16 protein-coding genes are annotated in these 16,067 nt (G+C 65.9%); 4 read left to right on the top strand and 12 right to left on the bottom strand.

Going from position 1 to position 16,067, the window contains the following annotated elements; genetic code table 11:
* Positions 1 to 59 precede the first annotated feature (59 nt).
* The 12 genes from E5A74_RS04755 to E5A74_RS04700 all read right to left on the bottom strand — a co-directional run bounded on the left by E5A74_RS04755 (position 60) and on the right by E5A74_RS04700 (position 12,212).
* Positions 60 to 638 carry a polysaccharide biosynthesis/export family protein gene (locus E5A74_RS04755; RefSeq protein WP_240699644.1) on the bottom strand — a complete coding sequence of 193 codons (579 nt, stop codon included), beginning with the start codon at positions 636 to 638 and terminating at the stop codon, positions 60 to 62.
* Between the two features lie 165 nt (positions 639 to 803).
* Entirely contained in the window at positions 804 to 2,243 is a 1,440-nt protein-coding gene (locus E5A74_RS04750; protein WP_135983071.1) for an O-antigen ligase family protein, read from the bottom strand.
* A 102-nt stretch (positions 2,244 to 2,345) separates the two neighbouring features.
* Positions 2,346 to 3,533: an exopolysaccharide biosynthesis polyprenyl glycosylphosphotransferase gene (locus E5A74_RS04745; protein WP_206365758.1), complete on the bottom strand. Its 1,188-nt coding sequence runs from the start codon at positions 3,531 to 3,533 to the stop codon at positions 2,346 to 2,348.
* Positions 3,534 to 3,944: 411 nt separating this feature from the next.
* Positions 3,945 to 4,955, bottom strand: a complete 1,011-nt coding sequence (locus E5A74_RS04740) for an NAD-dependent epimerase/dehydratase family protein (protein WP_135983069.1) — start codon at positions 4,953 to 4,955, stop codon at positions 3,945 to 3,947.
* 252 nt (positions 4,956 to 5,207) lie between these two features.
* Positions 5,208 to 6,017 carry a HesA/MoeB/ThiF family protein gene (locus E5A74_RS04735; protein ID WP_135983068.1) on the bottom strand — a complete coding sequence of 270 codons (810 nt, stop codon included), beginning with the start codon at positions 6,015 to 6,017 and terminating at the stop codon, positions 5,208 to 5,210.
* On the bottom strand, positions 6,014 to 6,379 hold the full coding sequence (locus tag E5A74_RS04730) for a hypothetical protein (RefSeq protein ID WP_135983067.1): 366 nt from the start codon (positions 6,377 to 6,379) through the stop codon (positions 6,014 to 6,016). The genes E5A74_RS04735 and E5A74_RS04730 overlap by 4 nt, the downstream gene beginning before the upstream one ends.
* Positions 6,376 to 6,822, bottom strand: a complete 447-nt coding sequence (gene dut, locus E5A74_RS04725; RefSeq protein WP_135983066.1) for a dUTP diphosphatase — start codon at positions 6,820 to 6,822, stop codon at positions 6,376 to 6,378. Before dut ends, E5A74_RS04730 begins: the two co-directional genes overlap by 4 nt.
* Before the next feature lies 1 nt (position 6,823).
* Positions 6,824 to 7,603, bottom strand: a complete 780-nt coding sequence (locus E5A74_RS04720) for an alpha/beta hydrolase (RefSeq protein WP_240699643.1) — start codon at positions 7,601 to 7,603, stop codon at positions 6,824 to 6,826.
* A gap of 7 nt (positions 7,604 to 7,610) precedes the next feature.
* Positions 7,611 to 8,783, bottom strand: coding sequence for a bifunctional phosphopantothenoylcysteine decarboxylase/phosphopantothenate--cysteine ligase CoaBC (gene coaBC / locus E5A74_RS04715; RefSeq protein WP_135983064.1), 1,173 nt, complete (start codon positions 8,781 to 8,783; stop codon positions 7,611 to 7,613).
* On the bottom strand, positions 8,780 to 9,895 hold the full coding sequence (locus tag E5A74_RS04710; RefSeq protein WP_135983063.1) for a hypothetical protein: 1,116 nt from the start codon (positions 9,893 to 9,895) through the stop codon (positions 8,780 to 8,782). Before E5A74_RS04710 ends, coaBC begins: the two co-directional genes overlap by 4 nt.
* 44 nt (positions 9,896 to 9,939) lie before the next feature.
* Entirely contained in the window at positions 9,940 to 11,475 is a 1,536-nt protein-coding gene (ubiB, locus tag E5A74_RS04705; protein ID WP_135983062.1) for a 2-polyprenylphenol 6-hydroxylase, read from the bottom strand.
* 5 nt (positions 11,476 to 11,480) lie between these two features.
* A complete protein-coding gene (locus tag E5A74_RS04700; protein WP_135983061.1) occupies positions 11,481 to 12,212 on the bottom strand; it encodes a class I SAM-dependent methyltransferase in 732 nt (243 codons plus the stop codon).
* A 45-nt stretch (positions 12,213 to 12,257) separates the two neighbouring features.
* On the opposite strand from E5A74_RS04700, the gene mutM reads away from it, so the two are divergent.
* From mutM to dnaA, 4 genes are all read left to right on the top strand, one after another.
* Entirely contained in the window at positions 12,258 to 13,067 is an 810-nt protein-coding gene (gene mutM / locus E5A74_RS04695) for a bifunctional DNA-formamidopyrimidine glycosylase/DNA-(apurinic or apyrimidinic site) lyase (RefSeq protein ID WP_135983060.1), read from the top strand.
* Between the two features lie 9 nt (positions 13,068 to 13,076).
* Positions 13,077 to 13,754: a hypothetical protein gene (locus tag E5A74_RS04690; RefSeq protein ID WP_135983059.1), complete on the top strand. Its 678-nt coding sequence runs from the start codon at positions 13,077 to 13,079 to the stop codon at positions 13,752 to 13,754.
* A gap of 94 nt (positions 13,755 to 13,848) precedes the next feature.
* On the top strand, positions 13,849 to 14,112 hold the full coding sequence (gene rpsT, locus E5A74_RS04685; protein ID WP_135983058.1) for a 30S ribosomal protein S20: 264 nt from the start codon (positions 13,849 to 13,851) through the stop codon (positions 14,110 to 14,112).
* 458 nt (positions 14,113 to 14,570) lie between these two features.
* A complete protein-coding gene (gene dnaA / locus E5A74_RS04680; protein WP_135983057.1) occupies positions 14,571 to 15,911 on the top strand; it encodes a chromosomal replication initiator protein DnaA in 1,341 nt (446 codons plus the stop codon).
* The last annotated feature ends 156 nt before the right edge of the window (positions 15,912 to 16,067 follow it).

The raw sequence follows: 16,067 nt of genomic DNA, 5'->3' as shown, positions 1-16,067 counted from the left end.
GGGGCGTCCGATCCGACTCTATTCAACATCTCAAACTTTCTCGGCTTCCAGCGAAGCGATTATTGAAGGGCGATGATAAGCGGCGTCGTCAGCAGTGGAACGACGGAAAGCGCGTCCCTGAACAGCTTGCGTGCCTGCGATTCGCCCACCACGACGACGTCGTTCGCGTACAGTTGGGGATCGTCGTACATGCCCCGGCGGATCGCCTTGAGATTATACAACGCTGCCATGCGCTGACCACTCACGGTCCGGAAGATCACAACGTCTTCCTGCTTGGCGAACTCGCTTAAGCCCTTGGCGGTAGCGACCGCCCGCATCAGCGTCATCTGTCCGATCACCGGATACAGGCCGGGCTCACGCACGGCACCGTCAACAGTGATGACTTGACTTACCGTCTCCTTCAGATTGACGGTCACCTGAGGATCCCGCACGTAACGGCCGCGAAGCCGCTGTTCGATGACATCTTCGATTTCGGGAGGCGTCTTGCCCGCCGCTTCGATCACGCCGGCAAGCGGAAACGAGATCCTGCCGCCGGCATCAGTCTGGAATTCTTTCTGGCTAAGTTCGGGGACCCCGAACACGTCGATGACGAGCTTGTCGAACGGCCCGATAAGATAAGGCCGGTTCTGATCTACCAAATCCGTGCGAGAGGGCGGCGGAAGCGCAGATGCGTTGACGACCGAAAGGCGCGAAGAAGGCTGCGCACCGTCCGTCTGGACAGGGCCGAGTGGGCTTGGGCCGGCGCATCCTGCCATCAAACAGCACAACGCCACTGCAAAGACACGAAAATTCATTGCTTGCCCTCAACCCTGAGCTTGGTCAGCTAGACGAGCAGCACCTAAACTTCCACCATTTTTAGTGGACGTTGCCGTAAAGGTCCGGGCCCGCGCCGCATCGCCAAGCCAGAAGATTGCGACAACCGCAAGGCAGGCAATCGAGGGCGCTCTCAGCGGATAATCGGCAACGCTGGCGAGGCCGAGCATTGCGAAAAGCACCGAGGCGAGCCGCCCGAAGGTCCGCTCCGCACCGGGCGTAGCATTGCGCCACGCCGCAAGCGAATCGCGAGCGATCACGACAACCGCGGTGAGAAGTAGGGCGCAGCCGATCAGGCCGCCCGTCATATAGACCTCGAGCCAGTCATTATGCGCGTGGTTGAGATAGGAGAGCCGAAGCAGCTTCTCCGGCTCGTGGACCTGGAAAACCTCGGCAAAGCTCCCGATTCCCGAGCCCGTGGGGAAATAGGTCCACGCCATATCGACAATCGGGCCCCAGACCCGAAATCGAAGGTCTTCCAGCTGGTCCGCGGCGGTGATCCGGCTGAGCGTCTTGGCGCGCGTGAAAAGCACCATCAACAACGCAATCCCCGCAACGATCGCGACTGCAAGCACCATCGGACCCGCTATGGTGCGCGTCTTGCGCTTCGTCGGAATATCGAGCGCTGGCCGGCGATAGAGAGCAACCGTGGACGCAATGCCGATCAGCCCCAGCACGAAGCCGGCGCGCGATCCCGTGACCAACAGCAGGGGAAATATGACCAAGGCCACCGCTATCATGAGCCCGGTCCGGACGCGCGCCTGCTCGGGAGTGCGGACGCCGGTCGAGGCAAGAACCGCCGCCATCGGGAAAATGCACGCGAGGAAGATTGCCTGATGGTTGCGATTGGCGAACAGACCTACTGCGGCATCATGGTTGGTGATGCGGTAAAAATAGAGGGGGCTGCTATAGCCGCTGGTTACCTGGAGCAGGCCGATCAGCCCCGAGATCACGCCGAATGCAATGAAGAACGGAAGCAGATCTCGCCGTTGCCGGGGTGGGATCTGGACGCACAAGAGTAGGACGACGAGCGGCACCAGTAGCGAATACAGCGCGTTCCAGGTCGCAAGCGGAGCCATGCTGATAGGCCGCCAGGTCGGCCCGAGGCCGGTCGCGGTATCGATTTGCGCCACAATTTCGCGCCCCGGAAGCATGTGCCAAATCACCGGCGGAAGAGGGACGAGTTGAATCGCGACATAGACTATTACTGCCGCGGCGAAGGCGAATAATCCCCGGTTTTCCGTAACTTGTTCGCGCCGAAGCGTGGCTAGCGCGACCCCGCAAAGCAAGCCCGCCAACGGACGGAGGATGACGAGCGACGCGACGTCGCCTCGCGCGCCCCCACCCAATAACGCAGTGACGCCGAGAAACGCCAGGAGCAGCCAAAATTGGACCGACTTCGGATATCGTTTCCCGGAGGGGCGGTGCAAGGGGTGTTTCCTTCGATCAGCAAGTCACGATGCGGGCGGGCCGGGGCCGGGGCCGGGTGTTCGAATAACCTCTCGCCCTCATTCGTCAATCCTGACGACCGTCTATTTGGCTCCGCTACCGCTTGCCATGGTTCGAATGGTCTTGAGGACAATCAATATGTCCAGCCAGGCCGAAAAATTTTTGACGTAGTAAAAGTCGAGATTGAGCTTCTCGCGGACATCATTGACGTCGGAGACGTGGCCCTGATTGACTTGCGCCCAACCCGAAATCCCCGGTTTGATGATGTGGCGATAGTGATAGAACGGGATTTCCTTCTCATACCACTTGGTGAGTGCAACGGCTTCGGGCCGCGGCCCGATCATGCTCATCTCGCCCTTCAGGATGTTGAGCAGCTGCGGCAGCTCATCAAGCCTGGTTCTGCGCAGGAGGGCACCCGCGCGCGTGATGCGGGGATCGCCGTCTTGCGTGATCGCACTGTGCCGCTCGTCATTCGGGGTTGCGGCGCTTTGGTGCATCGTGCGGAATTTGTAGACCGTGAAGGGTTTGGCGCGAAAACCGGTGCGCTGTTGCTTGAACAATGCCGGTCCGGGTGAATCTAGTCGGATCAGGATAGCGACTGTGATCAACAGCGGGGAAAGGAAAGCCAGCGCGATCAGCGCCATCATCATGTCGAAGGCGCCCTTGACCTTCAGGTAGAGATCGTTCGGGTTTAGTGCTCCTAGCGTATTCTCGGACAAGTGTTCGATCTCCACGCGTCCCGAAAGCTGCTCGATGGCCTGCTTCACATGATAGACGGGTGTGCCTTCCAGCGCGAAGGCGGCGATTCGGCTGCTCCACGCGTCCCCATGCTCTGCGTGAAGGTCTACGACCACGCCTTCGAAGCGGGGCGTCGGAGCGTCGGGTGAGGGGACGACGTGCCAGATAACGCGGTCGAAGGTGGGAAGTGTGCCCAGGCTGCCATTGGGAACCACGCCAAGAATGACCGGCCGACGAACGACGAACTTCAAATGAATGTATGTGAAGAAACCGATCGTCAGCACATAGCTGGTGAGCAATTGCAGTCGACTATAATCTAGTCTTGCCATAATCAAAACGATGGCAAGTAGTCCGTATGTAACCGAAAAGGCTGGAATGATGTACCCGCCAGAGGTTAGTCCCGGAAAAACGTGGAGTCTCCTGAAGCCGACATACCCGGCAATAAGTGCTACTATCCCCCCTATCGCTGTATTGTATTGAGTTGATTCATTGATGCCGACGCCGCTGATCACTTGGCTGGCGATGAGCGGCATGGCTATGGCGAAAAGCGCTCCAAGAAGAATCTGATAGCGCTTGCGTTTGATGAAATCCCTGCCGCTATGATTTCTACGCTCAAGCGCATGCGCACTTATCGGGGAGGGCGCGCGCCTTTCGGTTTCGGTCGTGGATGTCATAGCGAACTATTGTTCTTCTTGCTCGCCGACGAGGCCGCCGGTTCGTCCTTGAAACATCGGCGCGCTAGCGCAATGGCTTGCTGTTTAGCCACAAGGCTGGGCGTTGTCAGCCGATATCGACAGCGTCTCGCCCGATCACCGTAGTCGCTGCGCCAGCGGGAGTGCGGAAGCACTCGCAGGCAGATCGCGAGCGGACTCATGTCGAGGCAAATCCATCTGTCGCGGTCCGTCGCACCGGTTCTCGCGATCCGCCGCTGGCGGAAGTACCGGTCAGGAGCCGTAATGGTCTCGGTACCAATTGACGAAATTCGAAACGCCGACGCTCGGTGGCGTATTCGGCGCATAGCCGGTGAGCTGCTGGAGCAACGCAGATGAGGCCTCTGTCGCGGGAACGTCGCCCTGCTGCATAGGCAGGAAGTTCTTCATCGCCTCGCGGCCAAGCGCAACCTCGAGCGCGCCGATATACTCCATCAGCGGCGTAGGTTGACCGTTGCCGATGTTGACCGAGCGGAAGGGGGCGACGGGGGAGAGGCTGTCGCCTTCCACCGGCTCGCGTCCGGGCACCGCTTCGGTTAGTCGCACGATCGATTCGGCGAGGTCGTCGATATAGGTAAAGTCGCGGACCATGTTGCCATTGTTGTAGACGTCGATCGGGCGCCCCTCGAGGATCGCCTTGGTAAACTTGAACAGCGCCATGTCGGGCCGGCCCCACGGGCCGTAGACCGTGAAGAAGCGGAAAAAGGTCATCGGCGTGCCGAACAAATGGCTGTAGCTGTGCCCCATCAGCTCGGTCGCGCCCTTCGTAGCTGCATAGAGGCTGAGCGGCGTCTGGGTGCGCTGCGTCTCGGTGAAGGGCATCTCGGTGTTGGCGCCGTAGACCGAACTGGTCGAGGCAGCGAGCAAGTGGCGGACCGGATGGTGCCGGGCGAGCTCCAGCACGTTGTGCGTGCCGATGATATTGGCGCCGATATAGCTGCGCGGTGCGTCGATCGAGTAGCGAACGCCGGCCTGGGCCGCGAGGTGGATCACAGTGTCGGGCCTGAACGCCGTCCAGGCCGCGCCGAATGCGTCGGCGTCCTCGATCGAAACCCGGGCCAACGAAAAGCCTTCATGATTGCCGAGAATGTCGGTCCGCGCTTCCTTGAGGCCAACGTCATAATAAGCCGAGAAATTGTCCACGCCGAGCACCGCGGCGCCCTGCTGGAGCAATTTGCTGCAAGTATGGAAGCCGATGAATCCCGCCGAGCCCGTGACCAGGACTCGCTTGCCGTTGCTTGCCATATACTCCTGCCTGTTAGATTTGCCGGTCCCCACCGACGAAGCTGCTAGGGCTACGAGCGGTTCAGCGTCGAGATGTCAAGTCGAACAGGCGCGGGGACTCCCATTGCAGTCAAACTTCGGTTAACTAACGTCATCGACGCAGGGAGTTACGGCCGTGCAAGAGCCGGAGAGGAAAGAGGACGAAGCGGCGGATACGCTGCTTCGCGGACGGAATATCACCGATAGCGCGCCCCATCTGATCGAGCCGAAGGCCTATGCCTTTGACGGCTGGTCGATGGTGCCGTTCGAGCCCGAATCGACCTGAGGCGCCCCGCAGGCCGGGCAGCCTGGATCCTTGGGCAGGGTTAGTGAGCGGAAGCGCAGCGACAGCGCGTCGACGAGCAGCAGCTTGCCGGCGCTGTCCTCGCCGAACGGCGCGATCGCGCGGATCGTCTCGAGCGCGGCGAGGCTGCCCATCAATCCGGTGAGCGCGCCGAGCACGCCCTGTTCGGCGCAGCTCACGCCCTCGCGCTCCGGGGCGGAACCGACGAAGCAGCGATAGCAGGGCTTGTCGCTTTCCCAGCCGCGGAAGGTGCCGAGCTGGCCCTCGAACTCCGCGACCGCGGCGGAGACCAGCGGGACGCGGGCAGCGAGCGCGGCGTCGGCGACGAGCAGGCGGGTGGCGAAATTGTCGGTGCCGTCGATGATGACGTCGGGCCGGACGAGATCGAGTATCTCCGCGACATTGTCGCCGTCGATCCGCACGCCGAGTCCGGCCGGCCGGATCGTCGGATTGAGCCGCTCCATCGCCTCCACTGCAGTGGCGGCCTTGTCCTTGCCGACATCGTCGGTGCCGAACAGCGTCTGGCGCTGGAGGTTGGACAGCTCGACCCGATCATTGTCAGCGACCGCGAGATACCCGATTCCCGCCGCCGCGAGATATTGGAGCGCCGGCGAGCCGATTCCGCCCGCGCCGATCACCAGCACGCTTGCCGCCTTCAGCTTCGCCTGCCCGCTGCCGCCGACCTCGCGCAGCACGATGTGGCGGGCATAGCGTTCGAGTTCTTCGTCGCTGAGGGTCATGGCGTCCAGCTGAAGCTGAGCTGCGCGCGGTACCAGATCTGGCCGGTGCCCGAGCGCGGCAGGAGGTTGTTGCGCGCGAAGCTCGCTACCAACGCCGCGGCATATTGCTCGACGGTGGGGCAGCGGATCGCGCGGGGGACGGCGGTGCGGATGCCGTTGGCCTCGTCGACGAGCACCGCGACCTCGACTTCCATCGCGCCGGGCTTCGCCAGCGGACATTTGCGCGCGATCGCCTCGCGCCGGACAAAGGCATGCATCTCGGGCGTGACCAGCGGCGGCGCGCGCCAAGGCAAGGGGGCCAGCCCCTTCCAGTCGAGCGGCGCGGTCTGCAGCGCCGCCGCAAGGGCGAGCGCGGCGATCACATTCCGGTCGAGCCGAAGCCGCCGGCCCCCCTCACGGTTTCGTCGAGCGCGGTCACTTCGTCGAATTCCGCGCGCTGGACGGGGGCGGGGACGAGCTGCGCGATCCGGTCGCCGCGCGCGATCGCGAAGGGAGCGTCGCCGAGATTGGCGAGGATCACCTTCACTTCGCCGCGATAGTCGCTGTCGATCGTTCCGGGCGTGTTGAGGCAGGTGACGCCGTGCTTGAGCGCGAGCCCCGAGCGCGGGCGGACCTGCACCTCATAGCCCTCGGGGATCGCCATCGCGAAGCCGGTGGCGACGGCATGGCGCGCGCCGGGGGCGATCGTCACCTCCTCGGCGGCGACCACGTCCATGCCGGCCGCGCCATGGGTCGCATAGGCAGGAAGCGGAAGGCCGGCGCCATGCGGCAGGCGCTGCAGCGCGATACGAATAGAGGTGAGCATGTCAGCCTTTCTTGGGGAGCGCGGCGGCGAGGCGTTCGGCCGCGCTCAGCACTTCGGGATCGTCGAGGATCTCATGGCCCTTGCCGGGCAGCACCCGATAGTCGGTGGCGATGCCGCGCAGCGCCAGCGCCTCGGCATAGGCGCGCGAGAATTTGGGCGGCGTGATCGGATCGTCCGCGCCGACGACCAGCACCGCCCGCAGGTCGAGCTGGGCGCCGCCCACCGTCTGGAGCGGATCGAGGCTGCGCACCGGTTGGTCGAACGGCGCTGCGGGCAATCGCGCCTTCATGTGCTGGCGCCATTCGGGAAGGCTGCACGGGCAGGCGGCGAGCAGCAGCCCGTCGACCAGCTCGGGCCGGGTGCCGGCGAGATCGGCGGCCATCGCCGCGCCGCCCGAATGCCCGATCAGCACGAGCCGCGCCTGCGGATAGCGCGCCCGCAGCCGGCGGAGCGAATCGCTGACCGCGTCGAGCCGGTCTGGGGTGTAGTTGTCGCCGGTGGTGAGGCCACGGTCGCCGGGCGAGCGATTGCCCTGCGGATCCGCATAGCCGGGACGCAGCAGGGCGACGACGCGGGCATCGGGGATGTGCGCGGCCAGCGTCCGGGCGAAGTCGTATTGATAGCCGGGGTTGGCGGTGGGCGCGTCGCCGTGAAGAACCACCAGCAAGGTCGCCGGGTGGGCGACCCCGAAGCTGCGCGCATAGAGCTCGGCGGCGGGCTGGCTGGCGGTTTGCGGCGCGGCCGAATCCGTGGCGCAGCCGGCGAGGAGTAGCGGGAGCAAGGCGAGGCTAGAGCGCATCGGCGATCCGCTCCGCCAGCCGGCGCGCGACTTCGGCCTTGGGCAAGCGCTCCCAATGCTCGACGCCGTCGGCGGTGACGAGATGGACGGTGTTTGCCTCACCTCCCATGACGTCGCCCGAAACGTCGTTGGCGACAATCCAGTCCGCGCCCTTGCGAGTCCTTTTTGCGGTGGCGTGTTCGATCACCTGCTCGGTCTCGGCGGCGAAGCCGACGACCAGCCCGGGGCGATGCGGGCCGCGGGCGAGAAGCGCGAGGATGTCCGGATTCTCGAAGAGCTCGATCACGGGCGGGGTCTCACCCTTTTTGCGCTTCTGCGCGGTCGCCTCCGCATGCCAGTCGCCGACCGCGGCCACCATCACCGCGGCGTCGGCGGGAAGCGCCGCGTCGACGGCATCGGCCATTTGCCGTGCGGTCTCGACGTCGATGCGGGTGACGCCGGCGGGCGTCGCGAGCGTGACCGGACCGCTGATTAGCGTGACCCGCGCGCCGAGACGAGCGAGCGCCCCGGCGATCGCGAAACCCTGCCGCCCCGAGGAGCGGTTGGCGATGTAACGGACCGGATCGATCGGCTCATGCGTCGGCCCCGCGGTGACGAGGATGTGCTTGCCGGCCAGCCGCCGCGCGCCACCGTCGAGCTGCGCCTCGATCGCGGCGAGGATCGCCTCAGGCTCGGGCAGGCGCCCGGGGCCAAATTCGCCGCATGCCATCGGGCCTTCGTCGGGCTCGAGCACGGTCACGCCGTCGGCGCGAAGCTGCGCTACGTTGCGGCGCGTGGCGGCGTGCTGCCACATGCGGACGTTCATTGCCGGCGCGGCGAGCACCGGCTTGTCGGTGGCGAGCAGCAGCGTGGTGGCGAGATCGTCGGCCAACCCGGCGGCCATCTTCGCGAGCAGATCGGCGGTGGCGGGGGTGACCACGACCAGATCGGCCTCGCGGCTGAGCTGGATATGGCCCATCTCGGCCTCGTCCTTGAGGTCCCACAAGGTCGAATAAACCTGGTTCTCGGAGAGGGCTGCAAAGGTCATCGCCGTGACGAAATGGCTGCCGCCTTCGGTCAGCACCACCTTCACGCCGATTCCCGCCTTGCGGCACAGCCGGACGAGCTCGCAGGCCTTGTACGCCGCGATACCGCCGCCGACGATCAGCAGGATGCGTTTCATCGCGCTACCCTTGTCACGGTGATGCGGCGCCTGTCGAGAGCGGGACGGAAAAGGTCGCGCAAGCCATCGGGCACGAAGACGAGGCCGGCGAGGAAGACCGGGGCGACCATCAATCCCCAGTAGAAGGTGTCGCTGCGGGCGAAAATCGCGATCAACGCGGCATAGGCGGCCAGCGTGGCGACCATGCGCAGCCCCAGCGGATCGTTCCACGCCGCCCAGCCGAACAGCGCGAGCCCGACGATCAGCGCTGCGGCCGCGGTGGGAAGCAGCTGAAGCGCAGTGGCGAGAGTCAGTGCCTTGACGAAGAAGCCGAAGCCCAGCAGCCCGTGCCAGCCGGGCGAGGCGGGATCGTGCGGTCCGGTCACGCCGGTCACGGCCCAAGCATGCGCCGCGAGCGCGGCGGCGAACAGCGCGAGCGCGGCGAGCCAGCCCAGCGCCTCGCGCCGCTCGCCTTCCCGCCAGGCGAGCGCCAGCATGACGAGCGCGTAGAGGACCGCCGTCTCGCGGATCAGCATCGCGACCAGCCCGAAAGCGACCGGCTCGAGCCAGCGCCCCGGACGGCGCAGCCCGAGCGAGAGCGCGATCAGCAGGCCGGCCCAGATCTCGTGAAAGGGCGCGAGATCGGCCTGGAAAAAGGCGAGCAGCGAGCCGGCGAGCAGCACGAGTGCGGCGACCCGCGGCAAAAGCCGGGGAAGCGCCTCGCTCAGCCGCAGCATCCAGATCAGCCCGACATAGGCGGCGAGCAGCCAGAGCAGTATTTCCGGACCCCAGACCGGCAGCGCCGCCTGCACCACCGCGAGCGAGGGCATGCGCACGGTGAAGAACGGCCGCAGCGGATAGCCGCCGGCGCGCAGCGTGTCGGTCGCCACGGTGTAATAGTCGCCGCCCCCGCGCACGCCCGCTATTATCTTCTCGTAGACCATCAGATCGGTCTGCTCGGACTGGCTGGACGCCGGACCGGTCGCGACCGCGGCGGGCGTGGGCGCGGTCAGCGCGAGCAGACAGGCGAGCAGCAGCAGGACGAGCAGGCCGATCACGATGCGTGCACGCGGCTTGCCGATGGCCGCGAAGCGACCGGGGGTGGCGAGCCAGAGAGTGGCGGTGCGGGCCATGCTCGCGCCGACCTACACGGGCGTTCGAGGCAGTGTCGAGAGGGTCAGGCGAACGCCACCCACATCGCCGCCGCGCTCGCCGCCGCCGCCGCCGCCGCGACCGCCGCATAGCGCCAGCCGCCGCCGACGCGCACGACTTCGATCTCGCGGAGCGGCGGAGACGGCGGCGCGCCACCCGGCGCCGGATAGCGCAGCTCGATGTTGCGGATCAGCTCGGGCAGTCGGGCGAGCGTGCGCAGATCGGTGATGATCCGATCGGCGACCGCGGCCTCGGGCCCCAATTCGGTGCGAATCCATTCGCGGACGAACGGCGCCGAGGTCTCCCAGAGATTGATGTCGGGGTCGAGCCCGCGCGCCACGCCTTCGACCATCACCATCGTCTTCTGGAGCAGCAGCAAATGCGGCTGGGTCTGCATGTCGAAGTCGCGGGTGATGTTGAACAGCCCGTCGAGCATCGCGCCGACGCTCATGTCCTTGACCGGCAGCCCGCGCATCGGCTCGCCGACCGCGCGCAGCGCGGTGGCGAATTCGGCGACATTGTGGTGGGCGGGGACATAGCCCGCCTCGAAATGGATCTCGGCGACGCGCTTGTAGTTGCCGGTGATCAGCCCGTAGAGGATCTCGGCGAGCCAGACACGGGCGCGGCGATCGATCCGGCCCATGATGCCGAAATCGATCGCGGCGATGCGACCGTCGGGGAGCGCGAACAGATTCCCCTGGTGCATGTCGGCGTGGAAGAAGCCCTCGGCGATTGCCTGGCGCAGGAACGCGCGGATCAGCTTGCCCGCGAGCGCGGTGGTGTCGTGCCCCGCGGTGATCAGCGCGGCGCGATCCGAAAGCTTGATCCCGTCGAGCCATTCGAGCGTCAGCACCTTGCCGGTGGTGCGCTGCCAATCGATCTCGGGAACGTAGAAATCGGGCTCGGCGGTCATGCCCTCGGCGAGCTCGGAGGCCGAAGCGGCCTCGCGGCGCAAGTCGAGCTCGCGCGCGGTCCAGCGCTTGAAGGTCTCGATGATCAGCCGGGGGCGCAGCCGCGCGGCCTCGCCGCCCATGCCCTCGACCTGCGCGGCGGCCCATTCATAGGTGTCGATCGCCTTGGCGAACTCGGCCTCGATCCCCGGGCGCAGCACCTTGACCGCGACCTGGCGGCCGTCGGTGGTCACTGCGCGGTGGACCTGCGCGATCGACGCGGCGCCGACCGGCGCCTCCTCGATCGAGGCGAAGAAAGTCTCGAGCGGCCGGCCATAGCTGGTCTCGATCCGCTCGCGGATCACCACGAAGGGTAGCGGCGGCAGCGCGTCCTGCAGGCGGAGCAGGTTGCTCGCGGCGGCCTCGCCGACGAGGTCGGGGCGCGTGGCGAGCGTCTGGCCTAGCTTGATCGCGGCGGGTCCGATCGCCTGGAAGGCATCGGCATAGCGCGGCGTCGCCGGCACCCGCGCGCCGAAACGCGCGAGCCGGGCGATGCGGCGGACGGGCCTGGGTGTGTTGGGATCGCGCTCGATTCCGCGCAGCGCACCGTGGCGCGCGAGAATGCGGCCCCATTTGAGCAGGCGGAAGAGGTGGATTGCAGGTGCGGTCACTTCGGCTAGATCTTCCAGCCGCTGTGAATTGCCACCAGCCCGCCGAGCAACGGCTCGACCTTGGTCTGGGTGAAGCCGGCGTCGCGAATCATGCCCTCGAATTCGGGCATCGGCGGGAAGCGGCGGATCGATTCGATCAGATAGCGGTACGAATCGGCGTCGTTGGCGAGCAGCTTGCCGAGCCGCGGCACGAGATGGTGCGAATAGGCATCATAGACCTCGGCGAAGCCGGGCCACTGGGTGGTCGAGAATTCGAGCACGTAGAAGCGGCCGCCGCGCTTGAGCACGCGGTGCGCCTCGCGCAGCGCCGCAGGGATGTCGGTGACGTTGCGAATCCCGAACGCGATCGTATAGGCGTCGAAGAACTTGTCGGGCCATTGCAGCCGCTCGGCGTTGGCCTCACTCCACACCAGCCCGTCGATCCCGCGCTGCGCCGCCCGCTCGACGCCGACCGCGAGCATCTCGGGATTGATGTCGGCGACCGTGATCGCCGCGCCCGAGGGCGCCATGCGGAAGGCGATGTCGCCGGTGCCGCCCGCCATATCGAGGATGTGCTCGCCGGCGCGCGGCTTCACCCGGCGGACGAACAGGTCCTTCCACAGTCGATGCAGCCCGCCCGACATCGCGTCGTTCATCAGATCGTATTTCGACGCGACGCTGGAGAAGACCTGTCCCACGCGAGCGGTCTTTTCGGACGCGGCTATGTCTTCATAGCCGAAGGAGACGGTGTCGGGCATGGCTGCGCTCTAGCGGGGGGCGGGGAGCACCGCTAGGGGTTTGGCATGCCAGAACTTCCCGAAGTCGAGACGACGGTTCGCGGACTGGAGCCGGTGTTGCAGGGCGCGCGGATCGAGCGCGTGACGCTGCGCCGTGGCGATCTGCGCCGGCCCTTCCCGCCGGATCTCGGCCAGCGGCTGACCGGGGCGACCGTCACCGGACTCGGCCGGCGCGCCAAATATGGGCTGGTCGACACCGATCGCGGCGATACTTTGGTCTTCCATCTCGGCATGTCGGGGCGCTGGCGGATCGATCCCGAGGAACTCGGCAAGCACGACCATTTCGTCATCGAGACCGCGCAGCATCGGCTCGCGCTCAACGACGCGCGGCGATTCGGCTCGCTCGATCTGGTGCCGACCGTGGAGCTGGCCGAATGGCCCGCCTTCGCGGCGCTCGGCCCCGAGCCGCTCGGGCCGGACTTCACCGCCGCGCATCTGGCGGCGGCGTTCGAAGGCCGCATCGCACCGGTCAAGGCGCTGCTGCTCGACCAGCGCGTCGTCGCCGGGCTCGGCAACATCTATGTCTGCGAGGCGCTCTATCGCGCCCGAATCGCCCCGACGCGGCCGGCGGGGACGATCTCCAGGGCGTGGCTGGTGAAGCTGGTCGAGGCGATCCACGAAGTCCTCGAGGCGGCGATTCGCGCCGGCGGGTCGACGCTCAAGGACTATGCCCGGCCCGACGGCGAGCTCGGCTATTTCGCCAAGGAATGGCGCGTCTATGGTCGCGAGGGCGAGCCGTGCCAATGTGGTGGGCTGGTCGAGCGGCGAGTCGATTCGGGGCGTTCGACCTTCTGGTGCCCGGCTTGCCAGAAATAGGGAGAGACGATGTTCGCACTGCTTGCCCTGCTCGTAACGCAAAAGATCGAGCCGCCCAGGATCGACCCGTGCAACGAATATGCGGGCCTGGGCTATGCCGTAGCGTACAGCCCCGCCGTCCCACGACAGGGAGATACGCTCGAACTCACGGGATATTCGGTACGGTTCAACGGCGGCCCCGTCGAGCCGGTGCCCGCCAAATGCGTGCGCGACTGGAAGGTCGAAGGCGAGGGCGTGAAGCTGCTTCGCGGCGGCAGGATCGCGATCGACGCGAAGGCAGTGCCCGGCACCGAGATCCGGTTCTCGGCGCAGATCGGTGGTGAGCAAGGTGGCCGCGGCTATGGCAGCTTCAAGATCATCGGTCTCGATCAGAAAGTGCTGTCGGGAACGTTCGGGGTCCGCACGCAGGAGCGATGCGACACGCCGAAGATCGCCGAGATGAGCTTCAGTGCCGAGGGCTATTACAGCTACACGCTGCCCGAACACATGGTCGAGACGATGGTGTCGGGGAGCGGACGGTATCGCTGGGACGGCGACACCGGCAAGCTCGAGCTGGGAGGAACCGCGGAACCGTTCGCGGCGCAGCGAACCGGCACCGCCAAATGGATCGACGGTGCGCTGGTGCTCGAAGGCGTGGATCCGGGTGGGTCGTCGGGTTCGTGCCGGATCACGCTCGGAGGCGGTTGACCCGAATCGCCTCAGGGGGTAAGGGGCCCGTCTTTCCGGGCGTGGGCGGCTTGTCCCGCGCCCTTCTACTTTTTGACAACGGGAACGGTACGGCATGGCGAATACGCCGCAAGCGAAGAAGCGTATCCGGCGGAACGATCGCCGCGCGGAGATCAACGGCAACCGCGTGAGCCGCATCCGCACCTTCATCAAGAAGGTCGAGTCGGCGCTCGAATCGGGCGACAAGGCCGCCGCCAGCGCCGCGCTCGCCGCCGCGCAGCCCGAGCTGCAGCGGGGCGTCGCCAAGGGCGTGTTGCACAAGAACACCGCCAGCCGGAAGTTCTCGCGCCTCAACAAGCGCCTGCAAGCGCTCGCATAATCGTCACATTTCCGTAACGATGACCCCGCCGGAGCTGCTCCGGCGGGGTTTTTCGCGTGCGCAGCAAGGCACTTGGCACCTGTAGCCAATCGGGACGGCCTAAGTGGCGGAAATCCGGCGATTCGCATGCTTCAGATTTATGAAGGTTAGCATAAGTCATTGATTTATCAGGTGGAAAATTGTGACATGACGGAAATCCGTGGGTTCCGGCGAGTCAACAAAACTATTTCACTTTCTTTGCATGTCGGCCCCTTGATCGACTCGATTTTCGGTACCTAAAACAGTCCTCCCGGTCGTGTTTCGAAGCCGGGCTAGTTTAAGCTCAGCGCGCTTGCCTGGGGGGCAATTCCGGCGGCGAGGAGCCTTAAGTCGTAGTGGTTTTACGCGCGGAAACTGCGTTTTCCGCGAAGGAGGGGTGCGTCGTCGTGACTCAGGTGCGGACACTGGAGCGGGGTGACATGGAGGCAGCAGTCAGCAAGGCGTGGAGCCATGTGCGCGGCAACCTTCGTCGTTCCGCGGGCCAGCGCCTGTTCGACCAGTGGCTAAAGCCGGTGGTGCTCGTCGACGGCTCGACCAGCGAGGCCGTGCGCCTCGGCCTGCCCTCGGCATTCATGACCCAGTGGGTGAAGAATCACTATTCGGAGCGGTTGCTGCTCGAGTTCCGCGCGGTGCTGCCCGACGTGCACAGCGTCACGATCGAGACGATGGCCGACGAGCCTGCGCGCGTGCTCAAGGCTGAGCCCGAAGTCGCGCCCGCGCCGCTGCCGCAGGGTGAGCGTCCGGCGTTCGATCCGCGCTTCACCTTTGCGCGCTTCGTCGTCGATTCGGCGAATCGGGTGGCGTTCAACGCCGCGAGGGCCGTCGCGCAACCGGGCACGCCGCAGTTCAACCCGCTCTATCTCCATGCCGGCACCGGCCAGGGCAAGACGCACCTGATGCACGCGCTCGGTCATGCCTTTCTCGAGGCGAACCCCGAGGCGACGGCGATCTACGTCACCGCCGAGCGCTTCATGTTCGAGTTCGTCCAGGCGCTGCGCAACAGGGACACCCATGCGTTCAAGACGCGGCTGCGTTCGGTCGATCTGCTGATGATCGACGATCTCCAGTTCATCGGCGGCAAGGACGCGACGCAGGAAGAGTTCTTCCACACCGTCAACGAGTTCATGGCCTCGGGCAAGCGGCTGGTGATCGCGGCCGATCGCGCGCCGCAGGCGCTCGAGGGCTTCGAGCCGCGACTCGCCGGCCGGCTTGGATCGGGGCTGGTCGCCGACATCAAGCCCGCCGAGCTCGAGCTGCGCCGCGCGATCGTCGCGCGCAAGCTCGAGGACATGCCCGCGGTCGACATGCCCGACGAGGTCGTCGATCTGCTCGCGGCCCGGATCACCTCGAACGTCCGCGAGCTCGAAGGCGCGCTCAACCGGCTGGTCGCCTATGCCAATCTGTCGAACGAGACGATCACGATCGATTTCGCCGTCACCACGCTCGGCGAGGTGCTGCGCAACGCCCAGCGCCGCATCACGATCGACGAGATCCAGCGCGCGGTATCGAGCCATTTCGAAGTCAAGCAGATCGACCTGATCTCGGAGCGCCGCGCGGTGGCGATCGCGCGCCCGCGCCAGATTGCGATGTATCTCGCCAAGCGGCTCACCACGCGCTCGCTTCCCGAGATCGGCCGCAAGTTCGGCAATCGCGATCACTCGACCGTGATCCATGCGGTGCGGCGGATCGAGGAACTGCGCGGCAAGGACGTCGAGATCGACGGCGCCGTGCGCGCGCTGATGCGCTCGCTCGAAGGCTGAGCGTACCGGTTACCGCCTCTCAGGCGAGGCGGCTTCCCACCCGGACGGGTGGGGGCGGGGTGGAGGAGACGAGAGCGGGGCAACGCGATGGTCACGCCTCCACCCCGATTGTCGCTACGGACGGGTTTCGTGCTCCGAAGGCCGGAGCGGCGGACA

Origin of the sequence: Sphingomonas naasensis, from assembly GCF_004792695.1 — a bacterium.
GTDB classification, from domain to species: domain Bacteria; phylum Pseudomonadota; class Alphaproteobacteria; order Sphingomonadales; family Sphingomonadaceae; genus Sphingomonas; species Sphingomonas naasensis.
Note: the sequence above shows the minus strand (reverse complement) of the source record. Positions and strands in the feature narration are given on the sequence as shown.